The sequence below is a fragment of the Mycobacterium sp. NGS33 genome (assembly GCF_059812885.1).
Genome location: NZ_JCALDN010000003.1, coordinates 221,532 through 244,425 on the forward strand (window position 1 = coordinate 221,532; position 22,894 = coordinate 244,425).

The window sequence follows — 22,894 nt, forward strand, 5'->3', positions numbered from 1 at the left end:
CGCGCATGACCCGATCATCTCGGAGAATGCTATTCTCCGCATCGAGATTGCGGTGCGCAGCAACGGTGGGACGGTGACTGACGTGGGTGGATCGGGACTCGACGCGGGCGTCCTGGCCCGCTGGCTGGATGCCAACGACGCCCCGGGTGGCGGTGAGGAGCCCCAGCTGACGCAGCTGAAGGGCGGCTCGCAGAACACCCTGTATCTGATCGAGCGTGCCGGCCAGCGCATGGTGCTGCGGATGCCCGGCGAGCGGGCCGACGCCGCCCGCATCGACGGCCTGCTGCGGGAGATCCGCCTGGTGCGGGCGCTGTCCGGCACCGACGTCCCGCACGCGGCGCTGATCGCGGCCGACGACACGGGCGCCGTGCTCGGCATGCCGTTCTACGTCATGGAGGCGATCGACGGGTGGAGCCCGATGGACGGCGGGTGGCAATCGCCGTTCGACACCGACTTAGCGGCCCGGCGCGGCCTGGCCTTCCAATTGGTCGACGGCGCGGCCAAGCTGGGCCGGGTGGATTGGCGCAAACAAGGACTCGAAGGCTTTGGCCGCCCGGACGGATTCCACGAGCGGCAGGTCGATCGCTGGCTGGCGTTTCTGGACGCCTACAAGGTCCGCGAGCTGCCGGGTCTGAACGAGGCCTCCGACTGGCTGCGCCGCAACCGTCCGGCGCATTACCGGGCGGGGATCATGCACGGTGACTATCAGTTCGCCAACGTGATGTTCGCGCACGGCGCACCGGCGCGGTTGGCCGCGATCGTGGACTGGGAGATGACAACGGTCGGCGACCCACTGCTCGACCTCGCGTGGTGCCTGCTGGGCTACGACGGCGAGAAACCGCGCGAGGACGGGTTTTATCTCGACATGCGCGGCATGCCCACGCGCAGCGAGCTGCTGGAGCACTACGAAACCGTCAGCGGGTTGTCCACCGAAAACATCGACTACTACCTGGTGCTGGCCAACTGGAAGCTGGGCATCGTGTTGGAGAAGACGTATGCGGCAGGGGTAAGGACCGGCAAGGTAGACCCGAAGATCACCGACGCGTTCGGCCCGATGATCCTGCAGCTCATCGCCACGGCGGCCGAGCTGGCCCGATCCAATGAGGGGGCCTGAATGGGTTACGCCGAAACGCTTTTCGACCTCACCGACCGGGTGGTCCTGATCACCGGCGGCAGCCGCGGATTGGGGCGTGAGATGGCGTTCGGAGCGGCCCGCTGCGGCGCGGACGTGGTGATCGCCAGCCGCAACCTGGACAACTGCGTCTCCACCGCCGAACAGATCGAGGCCGAAACCGGCCGTTCGGCCATGCCGTATCAGGTGCACGTCGGGCGCTGGGACCAGTTGGACGGCTTGGTCGAGGCAACCTACGAGCGGTTCGGCAAGGTCGACACGCTGATCAACAACGCGGGCATGTCGCCGTTGTACGACAAGCTGACCGATGTGACGGAGAAGTTGTTCGACGCCGTGGTAAATCTCAACCTCAAGGGCCCATTCCGGTTGTCGGCGGTGGTGGGCGAGCGCATGGTCTCGGCTGGGCGGGGCTCGATCATCAATGTCAGTACGGCAGGATCGTTGCGGCCGACACCGGACATCATCCCGTACGCCGCGTCCAAGGCCGGGCTCAACGCCATGACCGAGGCGCTGGCGAAGGCGTTCGGCCCGGCGGTGCGGGTCAACACGCTGATGGCGGGGCCGTTTCTCACCGATGTCAGCAAGGCCTGGAATCTCGAGGCGGCACACCAGAATCCGTTCAAGCATCTTGCGTTGGAGCGTGCGGGAGACCCGCGTGAAATCGTCGGCGCGGCATTGTTTTTGGCGTCCGATGCGTCCAGTTTCACCACCGGCTCGATTGTGCGGGCCGACGGCGGGATTCCTTAACGAGCAGGAGGTTGCGCGATGTCCTGGGACTTTTCCACCGAGCCGGAGTTCGAGGAGAAGCTCGAATGGATCCGTGGGTTCGTTCGCGACGAGGTGGAACCGCTCGAGGTGCTGTTCGGCGGCTGCGAGTTTCTGCCACTGAACGACGAGCTGCGTCGCATCGTCGACCCGCTCAAGCAGCAGGTCCGCGACAGGGGTTTGTGGGCACCGCATCTGGGGCCGGAGCTGGGCGGGCAGGGCTTCGGCGCGGTCAAGCTGACGCTGATCAACGAGATTCTGGGCCGCAGCCCGTGGGCGCCGATCGTGTTCGGGACGCAGGCGCCCGACACGGGCAACGCCGAGATCATCGCCCGCTTCGGGACCCAGGAGCAGAAGGACCGCTACCTGGCGGGGCTGCTGTCCGGTGAAATCTTCTCGTGTTTCTCGATGACCGAGCCGCAAGGCGGCGCCGATCCGCGGGTCTTCACCACCCGCGCGGTGCGAGATGGCGACGACTGGATCATCACCGGACGAAAGTACTTCTCCTCCAACGCCTCCGTCGCCTCCTTCTTCATCGTCGTCGCGATCACCGATCCGGACGTGCCGGTGCATACCGGTGCGTCGACGTTCCTGATCCCGGCCGGCACCGAGGGGCTGGTGCTCGAGGCCAATCACCATTTGGTCGGGGCCGACCCGCACGAGCCGGGCCATTCCCTGGTGCACTACAACGACGTGCGAGTGCCATCGGACGCGCTGCTCGGAGAGCCCGGCCAGGGCTTCCTGATATTGCAGACCCGGTTGGCCGGCGGGCGGCTGCACCACGCGATGCGCTCCATCGGGATGGCGCAACGCGCCGTCGAGATCATGTCTCGCCGGGCGAAAAGCCGCTTCACCCAGGGCAGCCTGCTGGCCGACAAGCAACTGGTCCAGGAATTCGTCGCCGACTCCTACACCGAGTTGATACCGTTCCGGCTGACCGTGCTGCACGCGGCGTGGTTGATCGACAACGGCGACGAGCGCGCCGCCCGGGCGGAGATCGCCGCGTGCAAGATCCTGGCTTCGCAAGTGCTCAAATCGATTGCCCTGCGGGCGATTCAGGTGCACGGCGCGCTGGGCCTCACCGACCAACTGCCACTGGTCAACGTCCTGCTGGGTGGCATCGCGCTAGGCCTGGCGGACGGGCCCACCGAGGCGCACAAGGTGAACCTGGCCCGGATGCTGCTCAAGGGCTACGCGGCCGAAGAAGGTGACTGGCCCAGCGAGATGCTCGATGTGCGGCGTGCGGCCGCACGCGCCAAATATGGTGAGCTCGTTGACCTCTGACCGGGTGACCGCGGCGGTCGAGCGGGCGCTCGACGACCGCCACCGGGGGGCCACCGAGGAAGTGGAACGCATCCTGGCCGCCGCGGTGCGCGTCATGGAACGCGTCGCGCCCGAAGCACCCCGGGTTAGCGATATCGTCGCCGAGGCGGGCTCGTCGAACAAGGCGTTCTACCGATATTTCGCCGGCAAGGACGACCTGATCCTGGCCGTGATGGAACGCGGCGTGGCGATCGTGGTGTCCTACCTCGAGCACCAGATGGCCAAGGAACCCCGCCCGCGCGACAAGGTCATGCGGTGGATCGAGGGCACGCTGGCCCAGGTGGCCGACCCCCACCTGATCAGCATGACCCGCGCGGCGGCCGGCCAGATGTCGGCGGGTACCACGTGGCATGCGGCCGACCAGGAGATGATGCGGCCGCTTCGCGATCTCCTCGTGGAACCCGTTGCGGCCCTCGGCAGTACCGACGTCGAGCGCGACGTCGAGGCGGTGTTCAGCTGCACCGCCGCCACCATGCGTCGCTACGTGGGTTCGGCCCAGCAGCCCGGCGCCGACGACATCGCCCACCTGGTGCGGTTCTGTTTACACGGATTGGGGGTCAGTTGATGCGCGCGGTGATTTGTCGCTCCTACGGCACACCCGAGGACCTGGTGATCGACGACGTGCCCGAACCCGTCGCGGCTCCGGGCCAGCTGCTGGTGCGGGTCCGTGCCGCCGCGGTCAACTTTCCCGACGTGCTGTTCATCGCCGGCAAGTACCAGGTCAAAATCCCGCCTCCGTTCATACCCGGCAACGAGATCGCCGGCGAGGTCATCGCCGTCGGGGACGGCGCGCCGTTCCGTCCCGGGCAGCGTATTTCCGGAACCACCTTCGGTGCGTTCGCCGAACAGGCGCTGCTCGACGCGAGCCAGGCCGAGCTCATGCCCGACAACGCCGACTTCGCCTCGGCCGCCGCCTTCGGCGTCACCTACCGCACCGCCTATCACGCGCTGCGCTCGACGGCCGCTGTCACACAAGGCGATTGGGTGGTCGTGCTCGGGGCCGCGGGCGGCGTCGGGCTGGCCGCGGTGGACCTGGCGGTCGCGATGGAGGCCCGGGTGCTGGCCGCGGCGTCGAGCCCGGAGAAGCTCGAGCTGTGCCGCCTGCGCGGGGCCGAGGCAACCGTGGACTACGACCGCGAGGACCTCAAGATGCGCATCCGTGAACTCACCGGGGACCACGCCCGTGTGGTGCTGGACCCGGTGGGGGGAGCGTATTCGGAGCCGGCACTGCGCGGGCTCGCGCGTGGCGGCACCTTCGTCACGCTGGGCTACGCGGCGGGCACCATCCCGGCCATTCCGCTGAATCTCATTCTGTTGAAAGATATCTGCGTGCGCGGCATGGAGATCCGGACCTTCATGACCGATCGGCCCGACGACGCCGTGCGCGACCTGGCGGAGTTGGCGCAGATGTTCGCCGCCGGCACGGTGCGGCCGTATATCGGGGCGCGATTCCCGCTCTCGGAGACCGCGGCGGCGTTACGGCATGTGGCCGACCGCAAGGTGCTGGGCAAGGTGGTGATCGACGTCGCGTGACGCGGCGTCACGGCGTGACGATGTTGAAATTCGGGTCCGGCGCGTCGAGCACACCGAGCAGTGCCTGCAGCGCGCCCTGATCACCGGAGAGCTCCAGGCCCGGTGAGCCGAAATCGCCCATGGCCACCGAGAGGAGCCGAATCTTGTTGGCCAGTTTGATCGTAACGGTCGCCGTGGCGGGATCGGGCGCCGCCTTGCGCCGAACCAGTACCCCATTGCGCAGGGTGAGCCGATAGTTGACCGCGGTGTCGGCGAAGGCGATGTCGATGGCGATGTCCAGATCCCAGCTGCGCGGTCCGTTGACGCGGATGGCCAGGCCGTCGAAGATCTGCTCCGGGGTCAGTTGGGACAGCAGGGTGGGCGAAGCGACCTGCCCCGCGGTGCCGAAGTTGCCGTCGCGCAATTCCGTTGCCCCGCTGAGAAAGAAGTTGCGCCAGGTCGCGTTTTCGGCTCCGTAGGCCAGCTGCTCGAGGGTGTCGGCGTAGAGATCTCGTGCACCGGCGTGCTCGGAGTCGGTGAACATCGCATGGTCCAACAGCGTGGCGGCCCAACGGAAGTCCCCGGACTCGAGCGCGGCCCGGGCCAGGTCGACGACCCGGTCGATTCCGCCCATCGCGTCGACATATCGGGGCCCCAGCGCTTCGGGCGGATGAGGCCACAGCCGGCCGGGATTGCCGTCGAACCAACCCATGTAGCGCTGGTAGATCGCCTTGACGTTGTGGCTCACCGATCCGTAGTACCCGTGTGTATGCCAGGCCCGATCGAGAGCCGGTGGCATCTGGAACATTTCGGCGATCTCGACGCCGGTGTGGCCCTGGTTCAGCAGGCGCAGGGTCTGATCGTGCAGATACGCGTACATGTCGCGCTGCAGCGACAGGAACTCGACAATGTTCTCGCGTCCCCAGGTCGGCCAATGGTGGGAAGCGAAGACCACGTCGGCGCGATCGGCGAACGTGTCGATCGCTTCGGTGAGATAACCGGACCAGGCGTGCGGATCGCGCACCAGCGCGCCGCGCAGGGTCAGCAGGTTGTGCAGGTTGTGCGTCGCGTTCTCGGCCATGCACAGCGCGCGGAAACGCGGGAAATAGAAGTGCATTTCGGCGGGCGCCTCGGTGCCCGGCGCCATCTGGAACTCAATCTGAACCCCGTCGATGGTGTGCGTTTCGCCGGTAGCGCGGATGTCGACGGTGGGCACGATGACGGCGACCTCGCCGGTGGAGGGCGCCTGACCGAGGCCGCAGCCGACCTGATCCAGCGGGCCGCGCGCCAGCAGGGCGCCGTACATGTAGGTCGCCCGCCGTGTCATTGCCGGTCCGGCATAGACGTTTTCGGACACCGCGTGCTCGATGAAGCCTTGCGGCGCCAAGACCGTCACCGCTCCGGCGTCCACCTCCGCCTGCGAGGTGACGCCCAGTACGCCGCCGAAATGGTCGACGTGGCTGTGGGTGTAGATCACCGCGACCACGCGGCGCTCGCCGCCTCGGTGGGTGCGGTACAGCGCCAGCGCCGCCGCCGCCACTTCGGTGGACACCAAGGGGTCGATGACGATGATGCCGCTGTCGGACTCCACGAGGGTGATGTTCGAGATGTCCAGCCCGCGAACCTGATAGATGCCGGGCACCACTTCGTAGAGGCCTTGCTTGGCGGTCAGCGTCGACTGCCGCCAGAGGCTGGGATGAACCGACGCCGGGGCGGGACCGCTCAAAAACGAGTAGATGTCGTTGTCCCACACCACCCGCCCGTCGGCCGCTTTGACTACGCACGGAGACAGGGCGGCGATGAAGCCGCGGTCGGCGTCGGCGAAATCCGCCGCGTCATGCAATGGCAGGTCGTGGTCGCGATGGGCCGACTCGACGACTGCGCTGGGAGGCTTGTGGTCCACCGTCACACCTTGCCATCAACGCAGCATCAACCACGGTGATTCGGGCGGCTTTTCGCCGTCCAATTAATGAACACAGCAACAATTTCTTCGGGTTCTGGATCGCGGCCCAGTTAACCCGCATACTGCCCAGACGGCCCTCAATGCCGAGGACCGCAACTATCGGGCAAAGGAGAACAGGTGAAGCGTCAACTGACGGTCGCGGTTGCCGGTGCGGCCATTCTGGCCGCTGGTATTTCCGGCTGTTCGAGTAACAACAAGTCGAATGGCGTTTCGACCTCGGTGCCGGGAGGTTCCGTGTCGGCCGATGGCAACAACTCGTCGAAGGTCATCATCGACGGCAAGGACCAGAACGTCCAGGGCACCACGATTTGCACCAAGGCTGGCGGCAACATCTCAATCGCGGTCGGCGGGAACACCACCGGGATCAGCGTCGTGCTCGCCGACGCCGATCCGCTCGCGGTGAAGGCGGTCCAGCTCGGCAACGTCAACGGCGTGACGCTTCAGTACGCGCAAGGGGGCCAGGGCAACGCCTCGGCGGCCAAGGACGGCAACACGTACAAGATCACCGGCACTGCCACGGGCGTCGACATGGCGAACCCGATGCAGCCGGTGAACAAGCCGTTCGAAATCGACGCGACTTGCTCCTGACCTAATCCCCTGCGGGCGGTTGCCATCCGTTGGGTGGCAACCGCACCGTGAACTCGGTCCGCCCCGGCGCGCTGTCCACCGCGATGGTTCCGTTGTGCGCCTTGACAACCGCGGAGACGATCGCCAAACCCAGCCCGGTGCTGCCGCCCTTGCGCGAACGCGAAGAGTCGCCGCGCGCGAACCGTTCGAAAACCTCGGATTGCAGCGCCGCCGGGATGCCGGGTCCGTTGTCGATGACCTGCAGCACGGTGTGCGACGGCTCGGTGCTCAGCCGCGTGGTGACGATGGTGCCCGCCCCGGTGTGGACGCGGGCGTTGGCAAGCAGATTCGTCAGCACCTGGTGTAGCCGCGCCGCGTCGCCGGTGACGACCACCGGCTCCTCGGGCAGGTCGAGTTCCCACTGATGGTCGGGCCCGGCGACGTGTGCGTCGCTGACCGCATCCACCGCCATCCGCGACAGATCCACCGGTTCGCGTTCCAGCGGCCGGCCCGAGTCCAGCCGGGCCAGCAGCAGCAGGTCCTCGACCAGGCGCGTCATCCGTTCGGTTTCGGACGCCACCCGGCTCATCGCCTGCGCCACCGCCTCACGATCGTCGCCCATCCGCTGGGTCAGTTCGGTGTAGCCGCGGATCGCCGCGAGCGGTGTGCGCAGTTCATGACTGGCGTCGGCGACGAACTGGCGGACCCGCGTCTCGCTGGCCTGCCGCGCCGACAGCGCGGCGGCGATGTGGTCCAGCATCTGGTTGAGCGCGGCGCCGAGCTGTCCCACCTCGGTGGAGGGATTCGCGTCGGATTCGCGTACGCGCACCGGCAGTTCGACCTCGCCTCGGGCCAGCGGCAGGCCGGCTACCTTGCTCGCCGTCTGCGCGACGCGACGCAACGGCGCCAGCGCCCGCCGGATGATGATCACGCCGGCCGTGGTGGCGGCGACCAGCGCGATGACCGTGACGATGCCGAAGATCACCAGCATCCGCATCAGCGTGGTGTCGATGTTGGCCATCGACAGCCCGGTGACGATGACGTCACCGCCACTTCGGCTCGGGGCCGCGATCACCCGGTAGCGGCCCAGCCCGTCCAGGTTCAGCGTCACCGGCTTGCGGCTGGCCGCGATCCCGGCCAGCTGCTGCTGCGCGGTGGGGCTCAGCTCGGCCCGGTCGCCGCTGCTCGTGGTGTAACCGGCATCCACGGTGTTTCCGTGGCTGACCACCGCCGCCACCATGCCCGCCGGCTGGCCCGGGGCATCCAGGAACCGCGGACCGGGGCCCGGCCGTGGATAGACGTGCTGATGCCGCCAGCCCGAATGCGGCGGCTCGGGATACATGAGCGCCGAGCGATAGGAGGTGCCGGCCAGCTGCCCGTCGAGCTGGGCCACCAGGTGGTGCAGCAGCGCCAGTTCGGTCGCCGCGGTGATGCCGACGCAGACGAGGGCCAGAACGACGATCTGTCCGACCAGCAGCCGCAGCCGCAGCGACCAGACCCTTCGCGTGTCAGCGGGCCGGCTTGAGGACATAACCCGCGCCGCGCAGCGTGTGGATCATCGGTTCTCGGCCGTTGTCGATCTTCTTGCGCAGGTAGGAAATGTAGAGCTCGACGATGTTGGATCGGCCGCCGAAATCGTAACTCCACACCCGGTCCAGGATTTGGGCCTTGCTCAGCACCCGTTTGGAGTTGCGCATCATGAATCGCAAGAGCTCAAACTCCGTGGAGGTCAACGAGATTGGCTCGCCGGCGCGGGTGACCTCGTGGCTGTCCTCGTCGAGCACCAAGTCACCGACCACCAGCTGCGCGCCGCTGTCCACCGTGGTCACCCCGGTGCGGCGCAACAGCGCACGCAGACGCAGCACGACCTCTTCGATGCTGAACGGTTTGGTGACGTAGTCGTCGCCACCCGCCGTCAGGCCGGCGATGCGGTCTTCGACGGCGTCCTTGGCGGTGAGCAGCAGCACCGGCAGCTGCGGGTTCTCCTCGCGCAGTTTGTGTAAGACGTCGAGACCGCTCATGTCGGGCAGCATCACGTCGAGAACCACCACGTCGGGCCGCTGGGAGCGGGCCGACGCGATGGCCGAGGCGCCGTCGCCGGCGGTGGAGATGTTCCAGCCCTCGTACCGCAGTGCCATTGACACCATGTCGGCCAGGACGGATTCGTCGTCGACGACCAAAACGTTGATGGGGTTGCCGTCCGCGCGGCACATGACAACCCGCTCTACCGAGGCCCGGGGCTGCGTCACAAGTTCCAGTATCCGCCGGCGGCTGAGGCGCGGCTATGCCGAACCTATGCGTGTCCTGTGAAACAAATCGCGCGACTGCTGAGCAGCCGCGCGATCCGTTCTTCAGTCAAGCCGTTAATACCAATAGCGCCGGCCGGCCACCGGGCGGCCCACCGAACCCAGGATCCACAGGATCGCGCCGATGACCAAGAGCACGATGCCCAGCGTGGTCAGGATCGGTACGTGGAAGAAATATCCGAGAATAAGCAGGACAATCCCTAAGATAACCATTTCAACTTCCTTCGAGTGAGCGGTTAGAGGTTGATCGATTGCATTGAACTTGGTTGCGGCAGATGACAATCCGTGACTTTCGGATTGACACCGAAATAATTCAAGGGTCCGGCGATCACGGTCACCGCAACCGTGCCCGCCGACGCGCATGATGTGTTGTCGTTTTTGAAGTAGTCGCGCTGCCACGCCGCGAAGACTCCGATCAGCAACCACACCAACGCAACCGTTCCGATGATCCCGCTGCCACGCATCGTGACCTCCAATGTGGACGAGAAGAAGTTTCTCGTGGACGTGAAGTTACCCATTCGACTCATGTCTAAACATGCAATGGGTTATGCGGCAGTGCTTGTCGGCACCGCTCGCGACGTCAGAGGTGGTCGGCGAGCCAGGTGGCGGCCCGCTTCTTCGACGCACGGGACAACCAGGCGTCCTGGATCAGCTCAGCTAATTCAGTTCTGCTGATTTCACCCAGCCGACTGGCTCGCACCAGGACCGACGGGTGCCCGTCGAAGTGGTCCGTGGTGAAAAACGGCGATTCGGGATCGGAGACCAACGCCAACTTGTCGCTCTCCGATTCCACCCAGAGCATGATCACGTCCGCATAGCGTTCACCGGTGTCCGGATCGGTCGCGTCGGGCCGCGGCGTGCGGAAAAACACGAACGACTTCCCGCCCACTTGGTAAATGGCGTTGCCCTTGGGGCCTTCCACGCGCTGAACGTGCGGCATCGCGGCGGCGAACTCGTGCACGTCGCTGAGCCGGGCACGTCGGGCAGCCATGACGGCGAGCGTACCGACTGCTCGTGACGTCGATGAGAGACGTTGCGTCTAAGAGGGTTTTGATCAGTCCGCTCGCCGCTGCGCGGACACGTAGAGGGTGGGCGGCATCGAGTCCTCCGCGCCCTGCGGGACGCTGCGGTCATAGCGCGCCATCAAGTCCGCGAACGACGCCGTCGTGACATCCCAGCCACGTTCACGCAGCCAGCCGTCGACCGGCGTGCGCTCCTCCGGGTACCAGAGGTCGTCGAAGTCGGTGATCTCGGCGTTGACGAGTTCGGCGGCCGCCGCCCGCATGCGTCGCATGTCGTCGCGCTGGCGCTGCACCCGGCCGGGATCGGTGAAACCCGAATCGGGCACGTTGGATGCGAGCCGGCTGCCCGCGACGCTCAGCGAGTCGATTCGCTCGAACAGCAGGTCCTGGGCCTGCGCCGGCAGGTAACGCACCAGGCCTTCGGCCGACCAGACGGCGGGCTTCGAAGCGTCAAATCCCGCCTCCTGCAGCGCTTTCGGCCAGTCCTGGCGCAGGTCTATCGCAACGGTGACCAGTTGCGCCTTCGGTTGCGCGCCGTGCTCGCGCAGGGTCTTCGATTTGAATTCCAGCACCTTGGGCTGGTCGAGCTCGTAGACGACCGTGCCGTCGGGCCATGGGAGCCGCCAACTGCGCGCGTCCAGACCGGCCGCCAGGATCACCACCTGCCGAACGCCGGCGTCGGCGGCGTCGAGGAAGAACTCGTCGAAGAACGCCGTCCGGGTGGCCATGAAGTCGACCATCAGCTGAAGCCGATCCCGCAGATCCGGCTCGATGTCGCCGGCCTTGGCCAGCAGCGCCGGATCGGCATAGATGCTCCACATGCCCTCGCCCGCGGCGTCGACGAACACCCGCGCGAACGGATCGTTGATCAGCGGGTTCTCGCTCTCGGTCTCGGCCGCACGAGCCGCGGCGACCCCCAGCGCGGTGGCGCCCACGCTCTGAGTGATCTCCCAGGAATCATCGTCGGTCCGCGGCATGGCCAGTTCCCTTCCCCAGAAAGTAAGTTATGCACACTATTCTTCCAGCCACCGCCGCCCGGGGCCGCCCGTCGCCCTTGTCCTAGTCTTTTTCCCAGACGGTCCACAGGTTGCAAGGGAGTGCCATGACGCCCAACCCGTCGCGCACGCCGCAGGAGGTATTCGCCCACCACGGCACCGCACTGGCCGCGGGTGACCTCGACGAGATCGTCGCCGACTACGCCGAAGAGTCCGTGGTGATCAGCCCCTCCGGCATCGCCCGTGGCAAGCGGGCCATCCGCGGGGTGTTCGAGGCGTTGCTGGCCGATCTGCCGGATGCCCAGTGGGACTTGAAAACTCAGCTCTTCGACGAGGACGTGCTGTTCCTGGTGTGGACTGCCGATTCGGCCCGCAACCGGGTCGACGACGGCGTTGACACCTTCGTGTTTCGTGACGGCATGATCCGAGCGCAAACGATCCGATACACGCCGCACCCGAAGGGCTGACCAGTGGAATACGTGAACCTGGAAGCCGTCGCGGAGTGGATGTCCGGGCAGGGGCTCGGCGAGGGGCCGCTGCAGGACGTTTCGAGCGTCACCGGTGGAACCCAGAACGTCATGCTGCGGTTCACCAGGGCCGGCCGGCCCTACGTGCTGCGGCGCGGGCCGCGACACTTGCGGCCACGCAGCAACAGCGTGATCCTGCGGGAGACGAAAGTCCTTGCCGCACTTGCCGGTTCAGACGTCCCCCATCCGCATCTGATCGCCGCCTGCGAGGACCCGGGTGTGCTGGGCGACGCCGTCTTCTACCTGATGGACCCGGTCGATGGCTTCAACGCCGGCGAGGGCCTGCCGCCGCTGCACGCCGGCGACGCCACGGTGCGCCACGGCATGGGCCTGTCGATGGCCGACGCGCTGGCCAAGCTGGGCGCCGTCGACCACGTTGCGGTGGGGCTCGCCGACTTCGGCAAGCCGCAGGGTTTCCTGGAACGCCAGGTGCCACGCTGGCTTTCGGAGCTGGAGTCCTACAACGAGTACGAGGGGTACCCAGGGCCCGACATCCCGGGCATCGAGGAAGTGTCCACCTGGCTGGAACGGCACCGGCCGGCCAACTGGACGCCGGGCATCATGCACGGCGACTACCACGCGGCCAACGTGATGTTCTCGCGCACCGGACCCGAGGTGGTCGCGATCGTCGACTGGGAGATGTGCACGATCGGGGATCCGCTGCTGGACCTGGGCTGGCTGCTGGCCACCTGGCGTCAGCCCGACGGGACCAGCGTGTTCAGCCACGCCCTGGGCGGGCAGGAGGGGCTGGCCAGCACCGACGAACTTTTCGAGCGCTACGCCGCCAACACCACCCGCGACCTGTCGAACATCACCTGGTACACCGTGCTGGCCTGCTTCAAGCTCGGGATCGTGATCGAGGGGACGCTGGCCCGGGCCTGCGCCGGAAAGGCGGAGAAGGAGGTCGGTGACCAGTTGCACGCCGCCACGGTGCATCTGTTCGAGCGGGCGCTGGGTCTGATCTCCAGCGAGCGCTGACCTACTAACATCTCCTCTCGTGCCGCCTTATCCCGAGGAACCGGATTTCTACTCCGAGCCCACCGCGGCCGCGCGGTACGGCGGATACTACGAGTCCGAGCCACCGCCGCCCGAGCCCCCGACGCCGTGGTATCGCCGTCCGGCGGCGCTGGTCGCGGCCGGCGCCCTCGGGGTGATCCTGCTGGCCGCGCTGGTGTTCGCGGTGGTCAAGCTCACCAGCGGTTCGCCGGCGCCCAGCCCGGCGACCACGACGACGACCGTCCCGTCCACCACCACGCCGGTGACCACCACGACCCACCCGCCGCGGCACCACGGCGGCGGCGGCGGCGGTGGCGGCGGTGGCGGCGGTGGCGGTGGTGGCGCGCCCACCGAGACGGTGACCGAAACCGCCCCGCCGCCGAGCACCGACACCCCCACGACGGCGGAGCCGCCGAGCACCGTCACGGTTTCGCCGAGCACCGAAACCAGCACCGTCACGCAGACCGTGACCGAACCGCCCCGTCGGGGGCCGTTCGGCGGACCCTTCCAGCAGCGTCCCTAGCGCGGCGGCGTGCACGCGAGCGGCGGCCTGGTCCGCCCGGCATGCGCGGCGGATGCGGCTGCGTGCCTTGCCGTTTACCGGCCGTACGTCGAGCGCACGGTTATCAGTTGGGAGATCGACGTCCCGACCGAAAACGAGATGGCCGCGCGGATCGCCGCCGCGCAGGCGAGCCACGAATGGCTTGTCCTGGAACGCGATCGCCTGGTGGTCGGCTTCGCCTACGGGCACGCGTTCAATCGCCTTGCCACGTACCGGTGGTCAACCGAGACCGGGATCTACCTCGAGGCCGGCCACCGCCGAACCGGCGGGGGCCGTGTGCGCTCTACACGGAGCTGTTGCGCAGGCTCACCGAGCGCGGCTACCGGCAGGCGTTCGCCGGTATCACCCAACCCAACGAAGCCAGCACCGGATTCCACCGCGCCTTCGGGTTCACCGACGCAGGGCTGTACCGCCGCGTCGAATGGAAACACGGCGCCTGGCACGACGTCGCGTGGATGCAACTGGACCTGACGGCCGGCGCCGCGCCGGATGAGCCACCCGGCCCGATCGTCGCGCCGGGCCGGGTGCGCGAGTCGGGGGCTTAGCCGCCGGCGCCGCCGCCACCCAGGAAGCCCCCGCCGGCGCCACCGCCGACGAAGCCGCCACCGGCGCCGCCACCCAGGAAACCGCCGCCCGCGCCACCACCGATTTGCTCACTGGTGATTGTCATGGGCGGAAGGTATCGACGGAAAACCGCGCCCACAAGAAACTGGGTCTGAACGATTCGAATCATTTTGGGTTGCCCAACCCTGAGCTAATGAGCGCGCCCGAAGGGATTCGAACCCCTAACCTTCTGATCCGTAGTCAGATGCTCTATCCGTTGAGCTACGGGCGCCTGTTCTTCAGTTGTCTTTCCGTGTTCCGTGTTCCCGCTAAGGGATCTAGCGGAGGCGAGAGGATTTGAACCTCCGGTCCCCTTTGAGGGGGACAACTCATTAGCAGTGAGCCCCATTCGGCCGCTCTGGCACGCCTCCCTTGGACTTTCTGAGGGTACCGACCCCTTTCCGGTCTCGCGGAACCGGCCATACTGTACACAGTTGACACGTAAACTGTCGAAGTGACTGCCCGCCTGCGCAACGAACTGGCCGGACTGCCGGTGTATGTGCCCGGCAAGAACGTGCCGGGCTCGATCAAACTGGCCAGCAACGAAACCGTGCACGGCCCGCTGCCCAGCGTGCGCGCGGCGATCGAGCGCGCGGTTGCCGTCGTCAATCGCTACCCCGACAACGCCAGCGTGGACCTCAAGGCCGCGCTTGCCATGCACCTGGGTTCCGACGTCGCGGCCGAGCACATCGCGGTGGGCAGCGGTTCGGTCACGCTGTGCCAGCAGCTGGTTCAGATCACCGCCGCCGCCGGCGACGAGGTGATGATCGGCTGGCGCAGCTTCGAGTGCTACCTGCCCATCATCCAGGTGTCAGGGGCGGCCACCGTCAAGGTGCCGCTGACCGACCACACGCACGACCTCGACGCGATGCTCGCCGCGGTCACCGACCGCACCCGGCTGATCTTCGTGTGCAACCCCAACAACCCGACGTCCACCGTCGTCGACCCGGACGCGCTGACGCGGTTCGTGGAGGCCGTGCCGCCGCACGTCCTGATCGCCATCGACGAGGCCTACGCCGAATACATCCGCGACGGCCTGCTGCCCAACAGCCTGGAGCTGGCCCTGACTCACAGCAATGTCGTTGTGCTGCGGACCTTTTCGAAGGCCTACGGGTTGGCCGGTCTGCGTTGCGGTTACGCGGTGGGCCACCCGGACCTGATCACCGCGCTGGACAAGGTGGTGATGCCGTTCGCGGTGACGAACGTCGCGCAGGCGGCCGCCATCGCGTCGCTGGAGGTCTCCGACGAGCTGATGGCCCGCACCGACGCGCTGGTCCGCGAGCGCGACCGGGTCAGCGCCGGGCTGCGCGACGCCGGATTCGAGCTGCCCCCGTCGCAGGCCAATTTCGTCTGGTTGCCGCTGGGCGAACGCACCATGGACTTCACCGAGCAGGCCGCCGAGGCGCACCTGGTGGTGCGGCCATTCGCGGCCGAGGGCGTGCGTGTCACCATTGGTGCGCCGGAGGAAAATGACGCCCTGCTGCATTTTGCCCGCGATTGGATTGCCCGCACCGAATCGTAAGGAGCCGCCGTGGACCTCGCGAGGAAGAAGTTCACCGAGTTCAAAGAGCGCAGCGGCGACATCGCGGATTCCGAGCTCGACGACTTCTGGGCCGAACTGGCGCCCGCGACGATCGAGGGGATGCTCGGCGAGTGGAAGGGCGGCGAATTCCAGACCGGCCACAAGATGAACGGCCAACTGGAAAAGGCCGGGTGGTACGGCAAGACCTTCAAGTCCGCCCGCGATGTGCAGCCGCTGGTCTGCCTGGACGCCGACGGGAACAAGTTCTCAAACGTCCGGATGGGCAAGGGCGAGGCCAGCCTGTGGCTGGAGGAGTTCCGCGGCGAGGTCACCGCCACCATGGTTTACGACGGCCAGCCGGTGCACGACCACTTCAAGAAGATCGACGACGACGCCGTGATGGGCATCATGAACGGCAAGGGCGTGCGGGACAACGGCAAGTACTACTACTTCTACCTTGAGCGGGAGCGGTAGCTCTGTCGTGTTGCCGTCGAGTGTGAACTGACGGCTTCGACTGTGCGTCCAGGGCGGCGACGCGCCGGGCGCGACCGCCGTGGCTGCACACCCAACGCCGAGGTTTCACACTCACCCCGCGAGCAGCCGAGCTATCCCGCCGGGTTGCGGCCGGTGAACGCGACCAGCTGCTCGAGCGCGCCGGCGTCCTCCGGGACATCGACCGGGTCGTCGAATCCGGCCTGACCGCGTAACTGCGGCCTGATGATCTGGCGCGCCAGGCCCAGCACATATTCGGACAACGGCTCGGGCGCTTTGACGTTGCGGCCCACCGCGGCGGCGTAATCCCAAGCGTGCACCAGGAATTCGATCGACAGGACGCCGCACGCGCTTTTGGCGGGCATCTCGCCCTTGCCGAACGGCACCGACCCGTCCAGGCCGCGGCGGTGCCAGGCATCCAGCGCGGGCCGGGCCGCGGCGATCACCTGGCGCTCCACCGAATCGCCCTCGTCGCGCTCGGGGATCTGCGCGCCGACCATGCCCCCGAGCGCCGAGATCGAGTTCAGCAGATGCTCGGTCAGCGCGGACACGTCGAATTCCCGGCACGGCGTCCGTCGCGACAGGTCGTCGTCGGCGATGGTGTGCAGCACCCGCTGCAGTACCCCCAGCGTGTCCTCGGCGCTGTGCAGCTCGTCGGTGGGCGGGGAATGCGGTCCGGGTCGCAAGTCAGGAGCCATATTCGCCACGCTACGGTCTCGATATGGCGCAAGCATACGAATCCGTCACCGTCGAGACGAAAGACCACGTCGCCCAGGTGACGCTGATCGGACCGGGCAAGGGCAACGCGATGGGACCGGCGTTCTGGTCGGAGATGCCGGAGCTGTTCGCCGCGCTGGACGCCGACCCCGAGGTGCGGGCCATCGTGCTGACCGGCTCGGGCCGCAACTTCAGCTACGGGCTGGACGTGCCGGCGATGGGCGGTTCGTTCACCCCGCTGCTGTCCGGCGACGCGCTGGCCGGACCGCGCGCGGTCTTCCACCGCGAGGTCAAGCGCATGCAGGGTGCGATCAGTGCGGTCGCCGATTGCCGGACCCCGACCATCGCCGCGGTGCACGGCTGGTGCATCGGCGGCGGCGTCGACCTGATCTCCGCAGTCGACATCCGCTATGCCAGCGCCGACGCCAAGTTCTCGGTGCGTGAGGTCAAGCTCGCCATCGTCGCCGACGTCGGCAGCCTGGCCCGCCTGCCCATGATCCTGAACGACGGGCACCTGCGCGAGCTGGCGCTGACCGGCAAGGACATCGATGCGGCCCGCGCCGAGAAGATCGGTCTGGTCAACGACGTGTACGCCGACGCCGATGCCGCCCTGGCCGCCGCGCACGCCACCGCCGCGGAGATCGCCGCCAATCCCCCGCTGACCGTGCACGGTATCAAGGACGTTCTCGACCAGCAGCGCATCGCGGCGGTCTCGGAGAGCCTGCGGTACGTGGCCGCCTGGAACGCGGCCTTCCTGCCGTCCAAGGACCTGACCGAGGGCATCGCGGCGACGTTCGAGAAGCGCCCTCCGCAGTTCACCGGCGAGTAGACCCGCGCCACGTACCCTCGCTGGGGTGACCCGCGCCGGCGACGATGCAGAGCGCAGCGATGAGGAGGAGCGGCGCCAGTGACCCAGCCAGACGGCAAGATCCGCGTCCCGGCCGACCTGGACGCCGTGACGGCGATCGGCGCCGAGGACCATTCCGAGATCGACGGCGCCGCCGTCGACCGGATCTGGCAGGCCGCCCGGCACTGGTACCGCGCCGGCTTTCACCCGGCGATCCAGCTGTGCATCCGCCGCAACGGCCGCGTCGTGCTGAACCGGGCGATCGGCCACGGTTGGGGCAACGCCCCGAGCGATTCGCCCGACGCCGAGAAGATCGCCGTCACCCCCGACACACCGTTTTGTGTGTACTCGGCGGCCAAGGGCATCGCGGCGACGGTGGTGCACATGCTCGTCGAGCGCGGCGTCTTCTCGCTCGACGACCGGGTGTGCGACTACATCCCCACGTTCACCAGTCACGGCAAGCACCGCATCACCATCCGGCACGTCATGACGCACAGCGCGGGACTGCCCTTCCCCACCGGACCGCGGCCGGACGTCACCCGCGCCGACGACCACGAGTACGCGCAACAGAAGCTGGGCGAGTTGCGGCCCCTCTACCGTCCGGGACTGTTCCACATGTACCACGCGCTGACCTGGGGTCCGCTGGTGCGTGAGATCGTCTACGCGGCCACCGGCAAGGAGATCCGCGAGATTCTGGCCACCGAGATCCTCGACCCACTCGGCTTCCGCTGGACCAACTTCGGCGTCGCGAAACAGGACGTCCCGTTGGTCGCGCCGAGCCACGCCACCGGGCGGACGCTCCCGCCGGTGGTCGCCCAGATCTTCCGCAAGGCGATCGGCGGAACGGTGCACGAGATGATCCCGTACACGAATTCGCCGATGTTTTTGACCACCATCATCCCGTCGTCCAACACCGTGTCGACCGCGCAGGAGATGTCGCGGTTCGCCGAGATATGGCGGCGCGGAGGCGAACTCGACGGCGTGCGGGTGATCAGCCCGGAGACCATGTACGGCGCGGTGACCGAATGCCGAAGGCTGCGACCGGATTTCGCCGTCGGGCTGCAGCCTGCCCGGTGGGGTACCGGCTACATCCTCGGCACCGACCGGTGGGGGCCGTTCGGCCGTCACGCGCCCCATGCGTTCGGCAACCTGGGCCTGGTCAACATCGCGATCTGGGCCGACCCGGCGCGAGGCCTGTCGGCAGGCGTGGTGAGCAGCGGCAAACCCGGGCGCGACCCCGAAGCCCGCCGGTACACCGCCCTGCTGGACACGATCACCGCCGAAATCCCATCCGGTTGACGACGACGGCAGTGGGAACACTGCCCTCATGGCTACCTATCGAGTGCTCGACCCGAAGGGCGAGGTCGTGGCGACCAAAGACATCGACAGCGCCGACGACGCACACGCGTGGTTCGTCGACCAGAAGGCCGACAACAGCGAGCTCGGCTGGCGCATGGAAGTCGAACACGACGGCGAGTGGCATTTCTTCGACGACAGCGAGGGCGACCGAAGCTAGGTGTTTGTCCCCCGGCACGCGGGGCAACCAACAAGGCATGGACTCGCAACGCTTCCGCAAGCTGCTGGACGCACCGGGGCCGTTCGCTTCGGTGTACTTCGACGATTCACACGACACCCACGACGCCGAGGCTCAACTCGAGCTCAAGTGGCGGGCCGTCAAAGAGGAGCTGGAACGCTCGCACGCCGGCGCGACGGTGGTCGACCAGATCGAGGACGCGATCAAGAACCTGCGTCCGCCGATCGGCCGCAGCGGACGGGCGGTGATCGCCAGCGCCGACGGCGTGGTGATCAACGAACACCTGGCCCGCCCCGCCGCCACCGACGTCGTCCGGGTGTCCGAATTGCCTTATCTGGTACCGATTCTCGAGCAGAGCTTCGATCATCCCGATTATGTGCTGGCGGTCGTCGACCACAGCGGAGCGGACATCACCACCCACATCGGTGGAACGCTGCGCGCCGAGACCGTGGACGGCGGTGGCTATCCCGTGCACAAGGCGGCCGGCGCCGAGACCGCGGGCTACGGCGACCCCCAGTTGCGCACCGAAGAGGCCGCGCGCAAGAACCTGCGCGCCGTCGCCGACCGCGTCGCCGAACTGGCCGACGACAAGGCGATCGAGGTGATCTTCGTGGTGGGCGAGGTGCGCTCGCGATCCGATCTGCTGGCCGCGCTGCCCGAACGGCTGCGGGAGCGCACGGTGGCGCTCGAGGTCGGGGCGCGGCACAGCGGACACGACTTCGGCGAGATCGAGCAGGCCATCGAAGCCGAGTTCGTCAAGCGCCAGCTGCGCACCATCGACGATGCCGCGCAGCGCTTTACCGCCGAAATCGGGCGGCAGTCGGGGCTGGCGGCCGAGGGGTTGGGCGCGGTCTGTTCGGCGCTGCGTCAGGGTGCCGTGGAGACGCTGATCATCGGTGACATCGGCGACGCGACCGTCGTCGCCGACGAAGGCTTGACGACGCTCGCCCCCAACGAGAACGTGCTGTCCGAGCAGGGCGCCGCTCCCGCCAAGACGCTGCGGGCCGACGAGGCGCTGCCGATGTCGGCGATCGCGGTGGGCGCCGCGCTGGTGCGCACCGACGAGCGGATCTCCCCGGCCGACGGGGTGGGCGCGGTGCTGCGCTACGCGCCGACGCTGCACCAGAGCGTGGAGTGATCACGAGCGGTGGCGGAGGGATTTGAACCCCCGGACGGTGTTAGCCGTCTCTCGCTTTCAAGGCGAGTGCATTAGGCCGCTCTGCCACGCCACCGCTGATCAGGGTAGCGGGAGTCGGTAGCGTGGCCTCCATGCGCGCCATCGTCGCCGAATCTTCCGATCAACTCTCCTGGCAGGACGTGCCGGATGTGTCCGCCGGGCCCGGCGAGGCGGTGGTCAAGGTCACCGCCGCCGGAGTGAACCGCGCCGACCTGCTGCAGGCGGCCGGGAAGTACCCGCCGCCGCCGGGAGCGAGCGACATCATCGGCATGGAAGTGTCCGGCGTCATCAGCGAAGTCGGGCCCGATGTGGCGGAATGGTCTGTCGGACAAGAGGTTTGCGCCCTGCTCGCCGGGGGCGGCTACGCCGAGTACGTCGCGGTTCCCGCCGGCCAGCTGCTGCCGATTCCCGACGGCGTCGATCTGGTCGACGCGGCCGGGTTGCCGGAAGTGGCCTGCACCGTGTGGTCGAACCTGGTGCTGACGGCGCACCTCGGCAAGGGGCAGCTGCTGTTGATGCACGGCGGGGCGAGCGGCATCGGCAGCCACGCCGTCCAGGTCGCCCGCGCCCTGGGAGCGCGCGTGGCCGTCACCGCCGGATCGGCGGAGAAGCTGGAGTTCTGCCGCGATCTGGGCGCGGAGATCACCATCAACTACCGCGACGAGGACTTCGTCGCGCGCCTGCAGGAGTTCGGCGGCGCCGACGTGATCTTCGACATCATGGGCGCCTCCTACCTGGACCGCAACATCGACGCCCTGGCCACCGACGGGCAACTCGTCATCATCGGGATGCAGGGCGGGATCAAGGGCGAGCTCAACATCGGCAAGCTGCTGGGCAAGCGGGCGCGGGTCATCGGCACCACGCTGCGCGCCCGCCCGGTCACCGGGCCCAACAGCAAGACCGAGATCGTCCAGGCAGTCACGGCCGAGGTGTGGCCGATGATCGCCGAGGGCCGCGTCCGCCCGATCATCGGCGCCCGCCTGCCCATTCAGCAGGCCGGGGAGGCCCATCAACAGCTCACGTCGAGCAAGGTGACCGGAAAGATCGTCCTGACGGTCTAGCCCAGGGAAGCCAGCGCGCGGACCAACTGATCGACTTCGGCCGTCGTCGAGTAGTGCGCCAGGCCGACGGTCACCGCGCCGCCAACGTCGTTGACGCCCAATACGTCGAGCGCGCGGGAACTTTCGTTGGTGACGGCCAGAATCCCGTTGTCCGCCAACCGCTGCACGACGCGCTCGGCGGGCACGCCGTTCAACGCGAAACTGACCACCGGGATCCGCACCTCCGGGCGCCCGATCACCATCACCAACGGCAGCGACCGCAACGACACCATCAAGTAGTCGTAGATCCGGTTCAGATACGACGTGGCGGATTGCATCGACACCGCCAGACGTTCACGCCGGCTGCCGCGGGCGGATTCGTCGAGCGAGGCAAGGTACTCGATGCTGGCCACCACCCCGGCCAGCAGACCGAACTGGTGCGCACCGATCTCGAGGCGCGCCGGCCCGGTCGCCTTGGGATCCGGCGAAATGGAACTGAACGAGTTCAGCAGCGCGGGATCGCGGAACACGACGGCCCCGATCGGCGGGCCGCCCCACGCCGCGGCGTTCACCGCCACCACGTCGGCGTCGGTCTCCTTCACGTCGAGCAGCCGGTAGGGCGCCGCGGCGGAATGGTCGACCACCACCAGGCCACCGACGTCGTGCACCAGCTTGGTCATCGCCCGCAGGTCGGTGACCGTGCCCAGCGTCGCCGAGGCCGAGGCGACGGCGACCAGCCGGGTCGACTTGCCGATCAGGCCCTCCCACTGCCACGTCGGCAGCTCACCCGTCTCGATGTCGATCTCGGCCCACTTGACCTTGGCGCCGTAGCGGTGCGCCGCGCGCAGCCACGGGGCGATGTTGGCTTCGTCGTCCAGCCGGCTGACGATGACCTCGTAGCCCAGGCCGGCCCGCGACGACGACGCCTCGGCCAGCGCCGACAGCAGGATCGCCCGATCGGCGCCCAGCACGACGCCCGCGGGCTCGACGTTGAACAGATCGGCCACCGCCGCCCGCGCCGCCTCGAGAACGGCGGCACTGCGCTGCGCCGACGGGTGCGCGCCCACGGTGGTGGGACCGGAGCGGCGAAAGGCCGTCGACACGGTGGTCGCGACCGAATCGGGAACCAGCATGCCGCTGGGGGCGTCGAAGTGTACCCACCCGTCACCCAGCGACGGATGGAGTCCGCGCACCCGGGCGACGTCGTATGCCATGTGGGCCACCTTAAAGCTTCCGCTTTTTTGCGAAACTGTGACGGTAGCGGGTGCCACAGACGTTCCGGCCAGTTGGTG

Annotated in this window: 27 protein-coding genes and 3 tRNA genes; 17 read left to right on the top strand and 13 right to left on the bottom strand. The window is 67.7% G+C overall.

The window, feature by feature from the left end; all coding sequences use genetic code 11:
* Positions 1–73 precede the first annotated feature (73 nt).
* Genes AC5Y5B_RS08540 through AC5Y5B_RS08560 form a run of 5 tightly spaced genes read left to right on the top strand, consistent with a single transcriptional unit; the run spans position 74 to position 4,753 of the window.
* Complete coding sequence (locus tag AC5Y5B_RS08540; protein ID WP_112632617.1) at positions 74–1,114, top strand: phosphotransferase family protein; 1,041 nt, start codon at positions 74–76, stop codon at positions 1,112–1,114.
* Positions 1,115–1,879, top strand: coding sequence for an SDR family NAD(P)-dependent oxidoreductase (locus AC5Y5B_RS08545; RefSeq protein WP_112632552.1), 765 nt, complete (start codon positions 1,115–1,117; stop codon positions 1,877–1,879).
* An 18-nt stretch (positions 1,880–1,897) separates the two neighbouring features.
* Positions 1,898–3,181: an acyl-CoA dehydrogenase family protein gene (locus AC5Y5B_RS08550; protein WP_500005061.1), complete on the top strand. Its 1,284-nt coding sequence runs from the start codon at positions 1,898–1,900 to the stop codon at positions 3,179–3,181.
* On the top strand, positions 3,162–3,785 hold the full coding sequence (locus AC5Y5B_RS08555; RefSeq protein ID WP_500005276.1) for a TetR/AcrR family transcriptional regulator: 624 nt from the start codon (positions 3,162–3,164) through the stop codon (positions 3,783–3,785). The genes AC5Y5B_RS08550 and AC5Y5B_RS08555 overlap by 20 nt, the downstream gene beginning before the upstream one ends.
* Positions 3,785–4,753 carry an NADPH:quinone oxidoreductase family protein gene (locus tag AC5Y5B_RS08560; protein ID WP_500005063.1) on the top strand — a complete coding sequence of 323 codons (969 nt, stop codon included), beginning with the start codon at positions 3,785–3,787 and terminating at the stop codon, positions 4,751–4,753. The genes AC5Y5B_RS08555 and AC5Y5B_RS08560 overlap by 1 nt, the downstream gene beginning before the upstream one ends.
* Positions 4,754–4,760: 7 nt before the next feature.
* Here AC5Y5B_RS08560 and AC5Y5B_RS08565 read toward each other — a convergent pair whose 3' ends face one another.
* Positions 4,761–6,641: an alkyl/aryl-sulfatase gene (locus AC5Y5B_RS08565; protein ID WP_500005065.1), complete on the bottom strand. Its 1,881-nt coding sequence runs from the start codon at positions 6,639–6,641 to the stop codon at positions 4,761–4,763.
* A 171-nt stretch (positions 6,642–6,812) separates the two neighbouring features.
* Between AC5Y5B_RS08565 and AC5Y5B_RS08570 the strand changes: the two genes are divergently transcribed.
* Positions 6,813–7,283 carry a lipoprotein LpqH gene (locus AC5Y5B_RS08570; protein ID WP_112632555.1) on the top strand — a complete coding sequence of 157 codons (471 nt, stop codon included), beginning with the start codon at positions 6,813–6,815 and terminating at the stop codon, positions 7,281–7,283.
* Between the two features lies 1 nt (position 7,284).
* On the opposite strand, the gene AC5Y5B_RS08575 is transcribed toward AC5Y5B_RS08570, so the two are convergent.
* The 6 genes from AC5Y5B_RS08575 to AC5Y5B_RS08600 form a co-directional block, all read right to left on the bottom strand.
* Positions 7,285–8,793, bottom strand: a complete 1,509-nt coding sequence (locus AC5Y5B_RS08575; RefSeq protein WP_500005068.1) for a sensor histidine kinase — start codon at positions 8,791–8,793, stop codon at positions 7,285–7,287.
* Positions 8,771–9,475 (bottom strand): response regulator transcription factor, encoded by a 705-nt coding sequence (locus AC5Y5B_RS08580; protein WP_064880192.1) that lies wholly within the window; start codon positions 9,473–9,475, stop codon positions 8,771–8,773. The genes AC5Y5B_RS08575 and AC5Y5B_RS08580 overlap by 23 nt, the downstream gene beginning before the upstream one ends.
* Before the next feature lie 150 nt (positions 9,476–9,625).
* Positions 9,626–9,781, bottom strand: a complete 156-nt coding sequence (locus AC5Y5B_RS08585) for a DUF6131 family protein (RefSeq protein WP_007771976.1) — start codon at positions 9,779–9,781, stop codon at positions 9,626–9,628.
* Positions 9,782–9,804: 23 nt separating this feature from the next.
* A complete protein-coding gene (locus AC5Y5B_RS08590) occupies positions 9,805–10,044 on the bottom strand; it encodes a hypothetical protein (protein WP_064880197.1) in 240 nt (79 codons plus the stop codon).
* A 104-nt stretch (positions 10,045–10,148) separates the two neighbouring features.
* Positions 10,149–10,559: an MmcQ/YjbR family DNA-binding protein gene (locus tag AC5Y5B_RS08595; RefSeq protein WP_500005070.1), complete on the bottom strand. Its 411-nt coding sequence runs from the start codon at positions 10,557–10,559 to the stop codon at positions 10,149–10,151.
* A gap of 63 nt (positions 10,560–10,622) precedes the next feature.
* Entirely contained in the window at positions 10,623–11,567 is a 945-nt protein-coding gene (locus AC5Y5B_RS08600) for a class I SAM-dependent methyltransferase (protein ID WP_500005072.1), read from the bottom strand.
* Positions 11,568–11,692: 125 nt separating this feature from the next.
* Here AC5Y5B_RS08600 and AC5Y5B_RS08605 point away from each other — a divergent pair, with 125 nt between their 5' ends.
* From AC5Y5B_RS08605 to AC5Y5B_RS08620, 4 genes are all read left to right on the top strand, one after another.
* Entirely contained in the window at positions 11,693–12,052 is a 360-nt protein-coding gene (locus tag AC5Y5B_RS08605) for a nuclear transport factor 2 family protein (RefSeq protein WP_112632559.1), read from the top strand.
* A 39-nt stretch (positions 12,053–12,091) separates the two neighbouring features.
* Positions 12,092–13,090: a phosphotransferase family protein gene (locus AC5Y5B_RS08610; RefSeq protein ID WP_500005277.1), complete on the top strand. Its 999-nt coding sequence runs from the start codon at positions 12,092–12,094 to the stop codon at positions 13,088–13,090.
* 19 nt (positions 13,091–13,109) lie between these two features.
* Complete coding sequence (locus AC5Y5B_RS08615; protein WP_500005074.1) at positions 13,110–13,631, top strand: hypothetical protein; 522 nt, start codon at positions 13,110–13,112, stop codon at positions 13,629–13,631.
* Between the two features lie 335 nt (positions 13,632–13,966).
* Positions 13,967–14,215, top strand: coding sequence for a GNAT family N-acetyltransferase (locus AC5Y5B_RS08620; RefSeq protein ID WP_500005077.1), 249 nt, complete (start codon positions 13,967–13,969; stop codon positions 14,213–14,215).
* Here the strand turns inward: AC5Y5B_RS08620 and AC5Y5B_RS08625 are convergent.
* The 3 genes from AC5Y5B_RS08625 to AC5Y5B_RS08635 form a co-directional block, all read right to left on the bottom strand.
* The gene (locus AC5Y5B_RS08625) at positions 14,212–14,340 is read right to left on the bottom strand and encodes a hypothetical protein (RefSeq protein WP_500005079.1); all 129 of its coding nucleotides are present in this window, start codon (positions 14,338–14,340) and stop codon (positions 14,212–14,214) included. The genes AC5Y5B_RS08620 and AC5Y5B_RS08625 overlap by 4 nt on opposite strands.
* 92 nt (positions 14,341–14,432) lie before the next feature.
* Positions 14,433–14,505 (bottom strand) — tRNA-Arg (locus AC5Y5B_RS08630).
* Positions 14,506–14,555: 50 nt separating this feature from the next.
* A tRNA-Ser gene (locus tag AC5Y5B_RS08635) sits at positions 14,556–14,644 on the bottom strand.
* 83 nt (positions 14,645–14,727) lie between these two features.
* Here AC5Y5B_RS08635 and hisC point away from each other — a divergent pair.
* Positions 14,728–15,795 carry a histidinol-phosphate transaminase gene (hisC, locus tag AC5Y5B_RS08640; protein ID WP_500005081.1) on the top strand — a complete coding sequence of 356 codons (1,068 nt, stop codon included), beginning with the start codon at positions 14,728–14,730 and terminating at the stop codon, positions 15,793–15,795.
* A 9-nt stretch (positions 15,796–15,804) separates the two neighbouring features.
* A complete protein-coding gene (locus AC5Y5B_RS08645; RefSeq protein WP_112632563.1) occupies positions 15,805–16,269 on the top strand; it encodes a DUF4334 domain-containing protein in 465 nt (154 codons plus the stop codon).
* A 131-nt stretch (positions 16,270–16,400) separates the two neighbouring features.
* Here AC5Y5B_RS08645 and AC5Y5B_RS08650 read toward each other — a convergent pair whose 3' ends face one another.
* Positions 16,401–16,985 (bottom strand): TIGR03086 family metal-binding protein, encoded by a 585-nt coding sequence (locus AC5Y5B_RS08650; protein ID WP_205869069.1) that lies wholly within the window; start codon positions 16,983–16,985, stop codon positions 16,401–16,403.
* 23 nt (positions 16,986–17,008) lie between these two features.
* Here AC5Y5B_RS08650 and AC5Y5B_RS08655 point away from each other — a divergent pair, with 23 nt between their 5' ends.
* The 4 genes from AC5Y5B_RS08655 (at position 17,009) to AC5Y5B_RS08670 (ending at position 20,523) form a co-directional block, all read left to right on the top strand.
* Positions 17,009–17,833 (top strand): crotonase/enoyl-CoA hydratase family protein, encoded by an 825-nt coding sequence (locus tag AC5Y5B_RS08655; protein ID WP_112632565.1) that lies wholly within the window; start codon positions 17,009–17,011, stop codon positions 17,831–17,833.
* A 78-nt stretch (positions 17,834–17,911) separates the two neighbouring features.
* Entirely contained in the window at positions 17,912–19,150 is a 1,239-nt protein-coding gene (gene lipE, locus AC5Y5B_RS08660; RefSeq protein WP_500005084.1) for a lipase LipE, read from the top strand.
* Between the two features lie 28 nt (positions 19,151–19,178).
* Complete coding sequence (locus AC5Y5B_RS08665; protein ID WP_112632567.1) at positions 19,179–19,367, top strand: hypothetical protein; 189 nt, start codon at positions 19,179–19,181, stop codon at positions 19,365–19,367.
* A gap of 37 nt (positions 19,368–19,404) precedes the next feature.
* Complete coding sequence (locus tag AC5Y5B_RS08670; RefSeq protein WP_112632568.1) at positions 19,405–20,523, top strand: Rv2629 family ribosome hibernation factor; 1,119 nt, start codon at positions 19,405–19,407, stop codon at positions 20,521–20,523.
* Between the two features lie 7 nt (positions 20,524–20,530).
* On the opposite strand, the gene AC5Y5B_RS08675 is transcribed toward AC5Y5B_RS08670, so the two are convergent.
* Positions 20,531–20,617 (bottom strand) — tRNA-Ser (locus tag AC5Y5B_RS08675).
* A gap of 37 nt (positions 20,618–20,654) precedes the next feature.
* On the opposite strand from AC5Y5B_RS08675, the gene AC5Y5B_RS08680 reads away from it, so the two are divergent.
* Positions 20,655–21,623, top strand: a complete 969-nt coding sequence (locus AC5Y5B_RS08680) for an NAD(P)H-quinone oxidoreductase (protein WP_205869070.1) — start codon at positions 20,655–20,657, stop codon at positions 21,621–21,623.
* Here the strand turns inward: AC5Y5B_RS08680 and AC5Y5B_RS08685 are convergent.
* On the bottom strand, positions 21,620–22,816 hold the full coding sequence (locus AC5Y5B_RS08685) for a cysteine desulfurase-like protein (RefSeq protein WP_500005085.1): 1,197 nt from the start codon (positions 22,814–22,816) through the stop codon (positions 21,620–21,622). The two genes, AC5Y5B_RS08680 and AC5Y5B_RS08685, sit on opposite strands and share 4 nt — an antisense overlap.
* Positions 22,817–22,894 lie beyond the last annotated feature (78 nt).

Coding starts and splice junctions, on each gene's coding strand:
- AC5Y5B_RS08545 (WP_112632552.1), top strand. CDS start 1,115: ATGGGTTACGCCGAAACGCTTTTCGACCTCACCGACCGGGTGGTCCTG.
- AC5Y5B_RS08550 (WP_500005061.1), top strand. CDS start 1,898: ATGTCCTGGGACTTTTCCACCGAGCCGGAGTTCGAGGAGAAGCTCGAA.
- AC5Y5B_RS08560 (WP_500005063.1), top strand. CDS start 3,785: ATGCGCGCGGTGATTTGTCGCTCCTACGGCACACCCGAGGACCTGGTG.
- AC5Y5B_RS08575 (WP_500005068.1), bottom strand. CDS start 8,793: ATGTCCTCAAGCCGGCCCGCTGACACGCGAAGGGTCTGGTCGCTGCGG.
- AC5Y5B_RS08580 (WP_064880192.1), bottom strand. CDS start 9,475: ATGTGCCGCGCGGACGGCAACCCCATCAACGTTTTGGTCGTCGACGAC.
- AC5Y5B_RS08585 (WP_007771976.1), bottom strand. CDS start 9,781: ATGGTTATCTTAGGGATTGTCCTGCTTATTCTCGGATATTTCTTCCAC.
- AC5Y5B_RS08595 (WP_500005070.1), bottom strand. CDS start 10,559: ATGGCTGCCCGACGTGCCCGGCTCAGCGACGTGCACGAGTTCGCCGCC.
- AC5Y5B_RS08600 (WP_500005072.1), bottom strand. CDS start 11,567: ATGCCGCGGACCGACGATGATTCCTGGGAGATCACTCAGAGCGTGGGC.
- AC5Y5B_RS08605 (WP_112632559.1), top strand. CDS start 11,693: ATGACGCCCAACCCGTCGCGCACGCCGCAGGAGGTATTCGCCCACCAC.
- AC5Y5B_RS08610 (WP_500005277.1), top strand. CDS start 12,092: ATGTCCGGGCAGGGGCTCGGCGAGGGGCCGCTGCAGGACGTTTCGAGC.
- AC5Y5B_RS08625 (WP_500005079.1), bottom strand. CDS start 14,340: ATGACAATCACCAGTGAGCAAATCGGTGGTGGCGCGGGCGGCGGTTTC.
- AC5Y5B_RS08650 (WP_205869069.1), bottom strand. CDS start 16,985: ATGGCTCCTGACTTGCGACCCGGACCGCATTCCCCGCCCACCGACGAG.
- AC5Y5B_RS08655 (WP_112632565.1), top strand. CDS start 17,009: ATGGCGCAAGCATACGAATCCGTCACCGTCGAGACGAAAGACCACGTC.
- AC5Y5B_RS08665 (WP_112632567.1), top strand. CDS start 19,179: ATGGCTACCTATCGAGTGCTCGACCCGAAGGGCGAGGTCGTGGCGACC.
- AC5Y5B_RS08670 (WP_112632568.1), top strand. CDS start 19,405: ATGGACTCGCAACGCTTCCGCAAGCTGCTGGACGCACCGGGGCCGTTC.
- AC5Y5B_RS08680 (WP_205869070.1), top strand. CDS start 20,655: ATGCGCGCCATCGTCGCCGAATCTTCCGATCAACTCTCCTGGCAGGAC.
- AC5Y5B_RS08685 (WP_500005085.1), bottom strand. CDS start 22,816: ATGGCATACGACGTCGCCCGGGTGCGCGGACTCCATCCGTCGCTGGGT.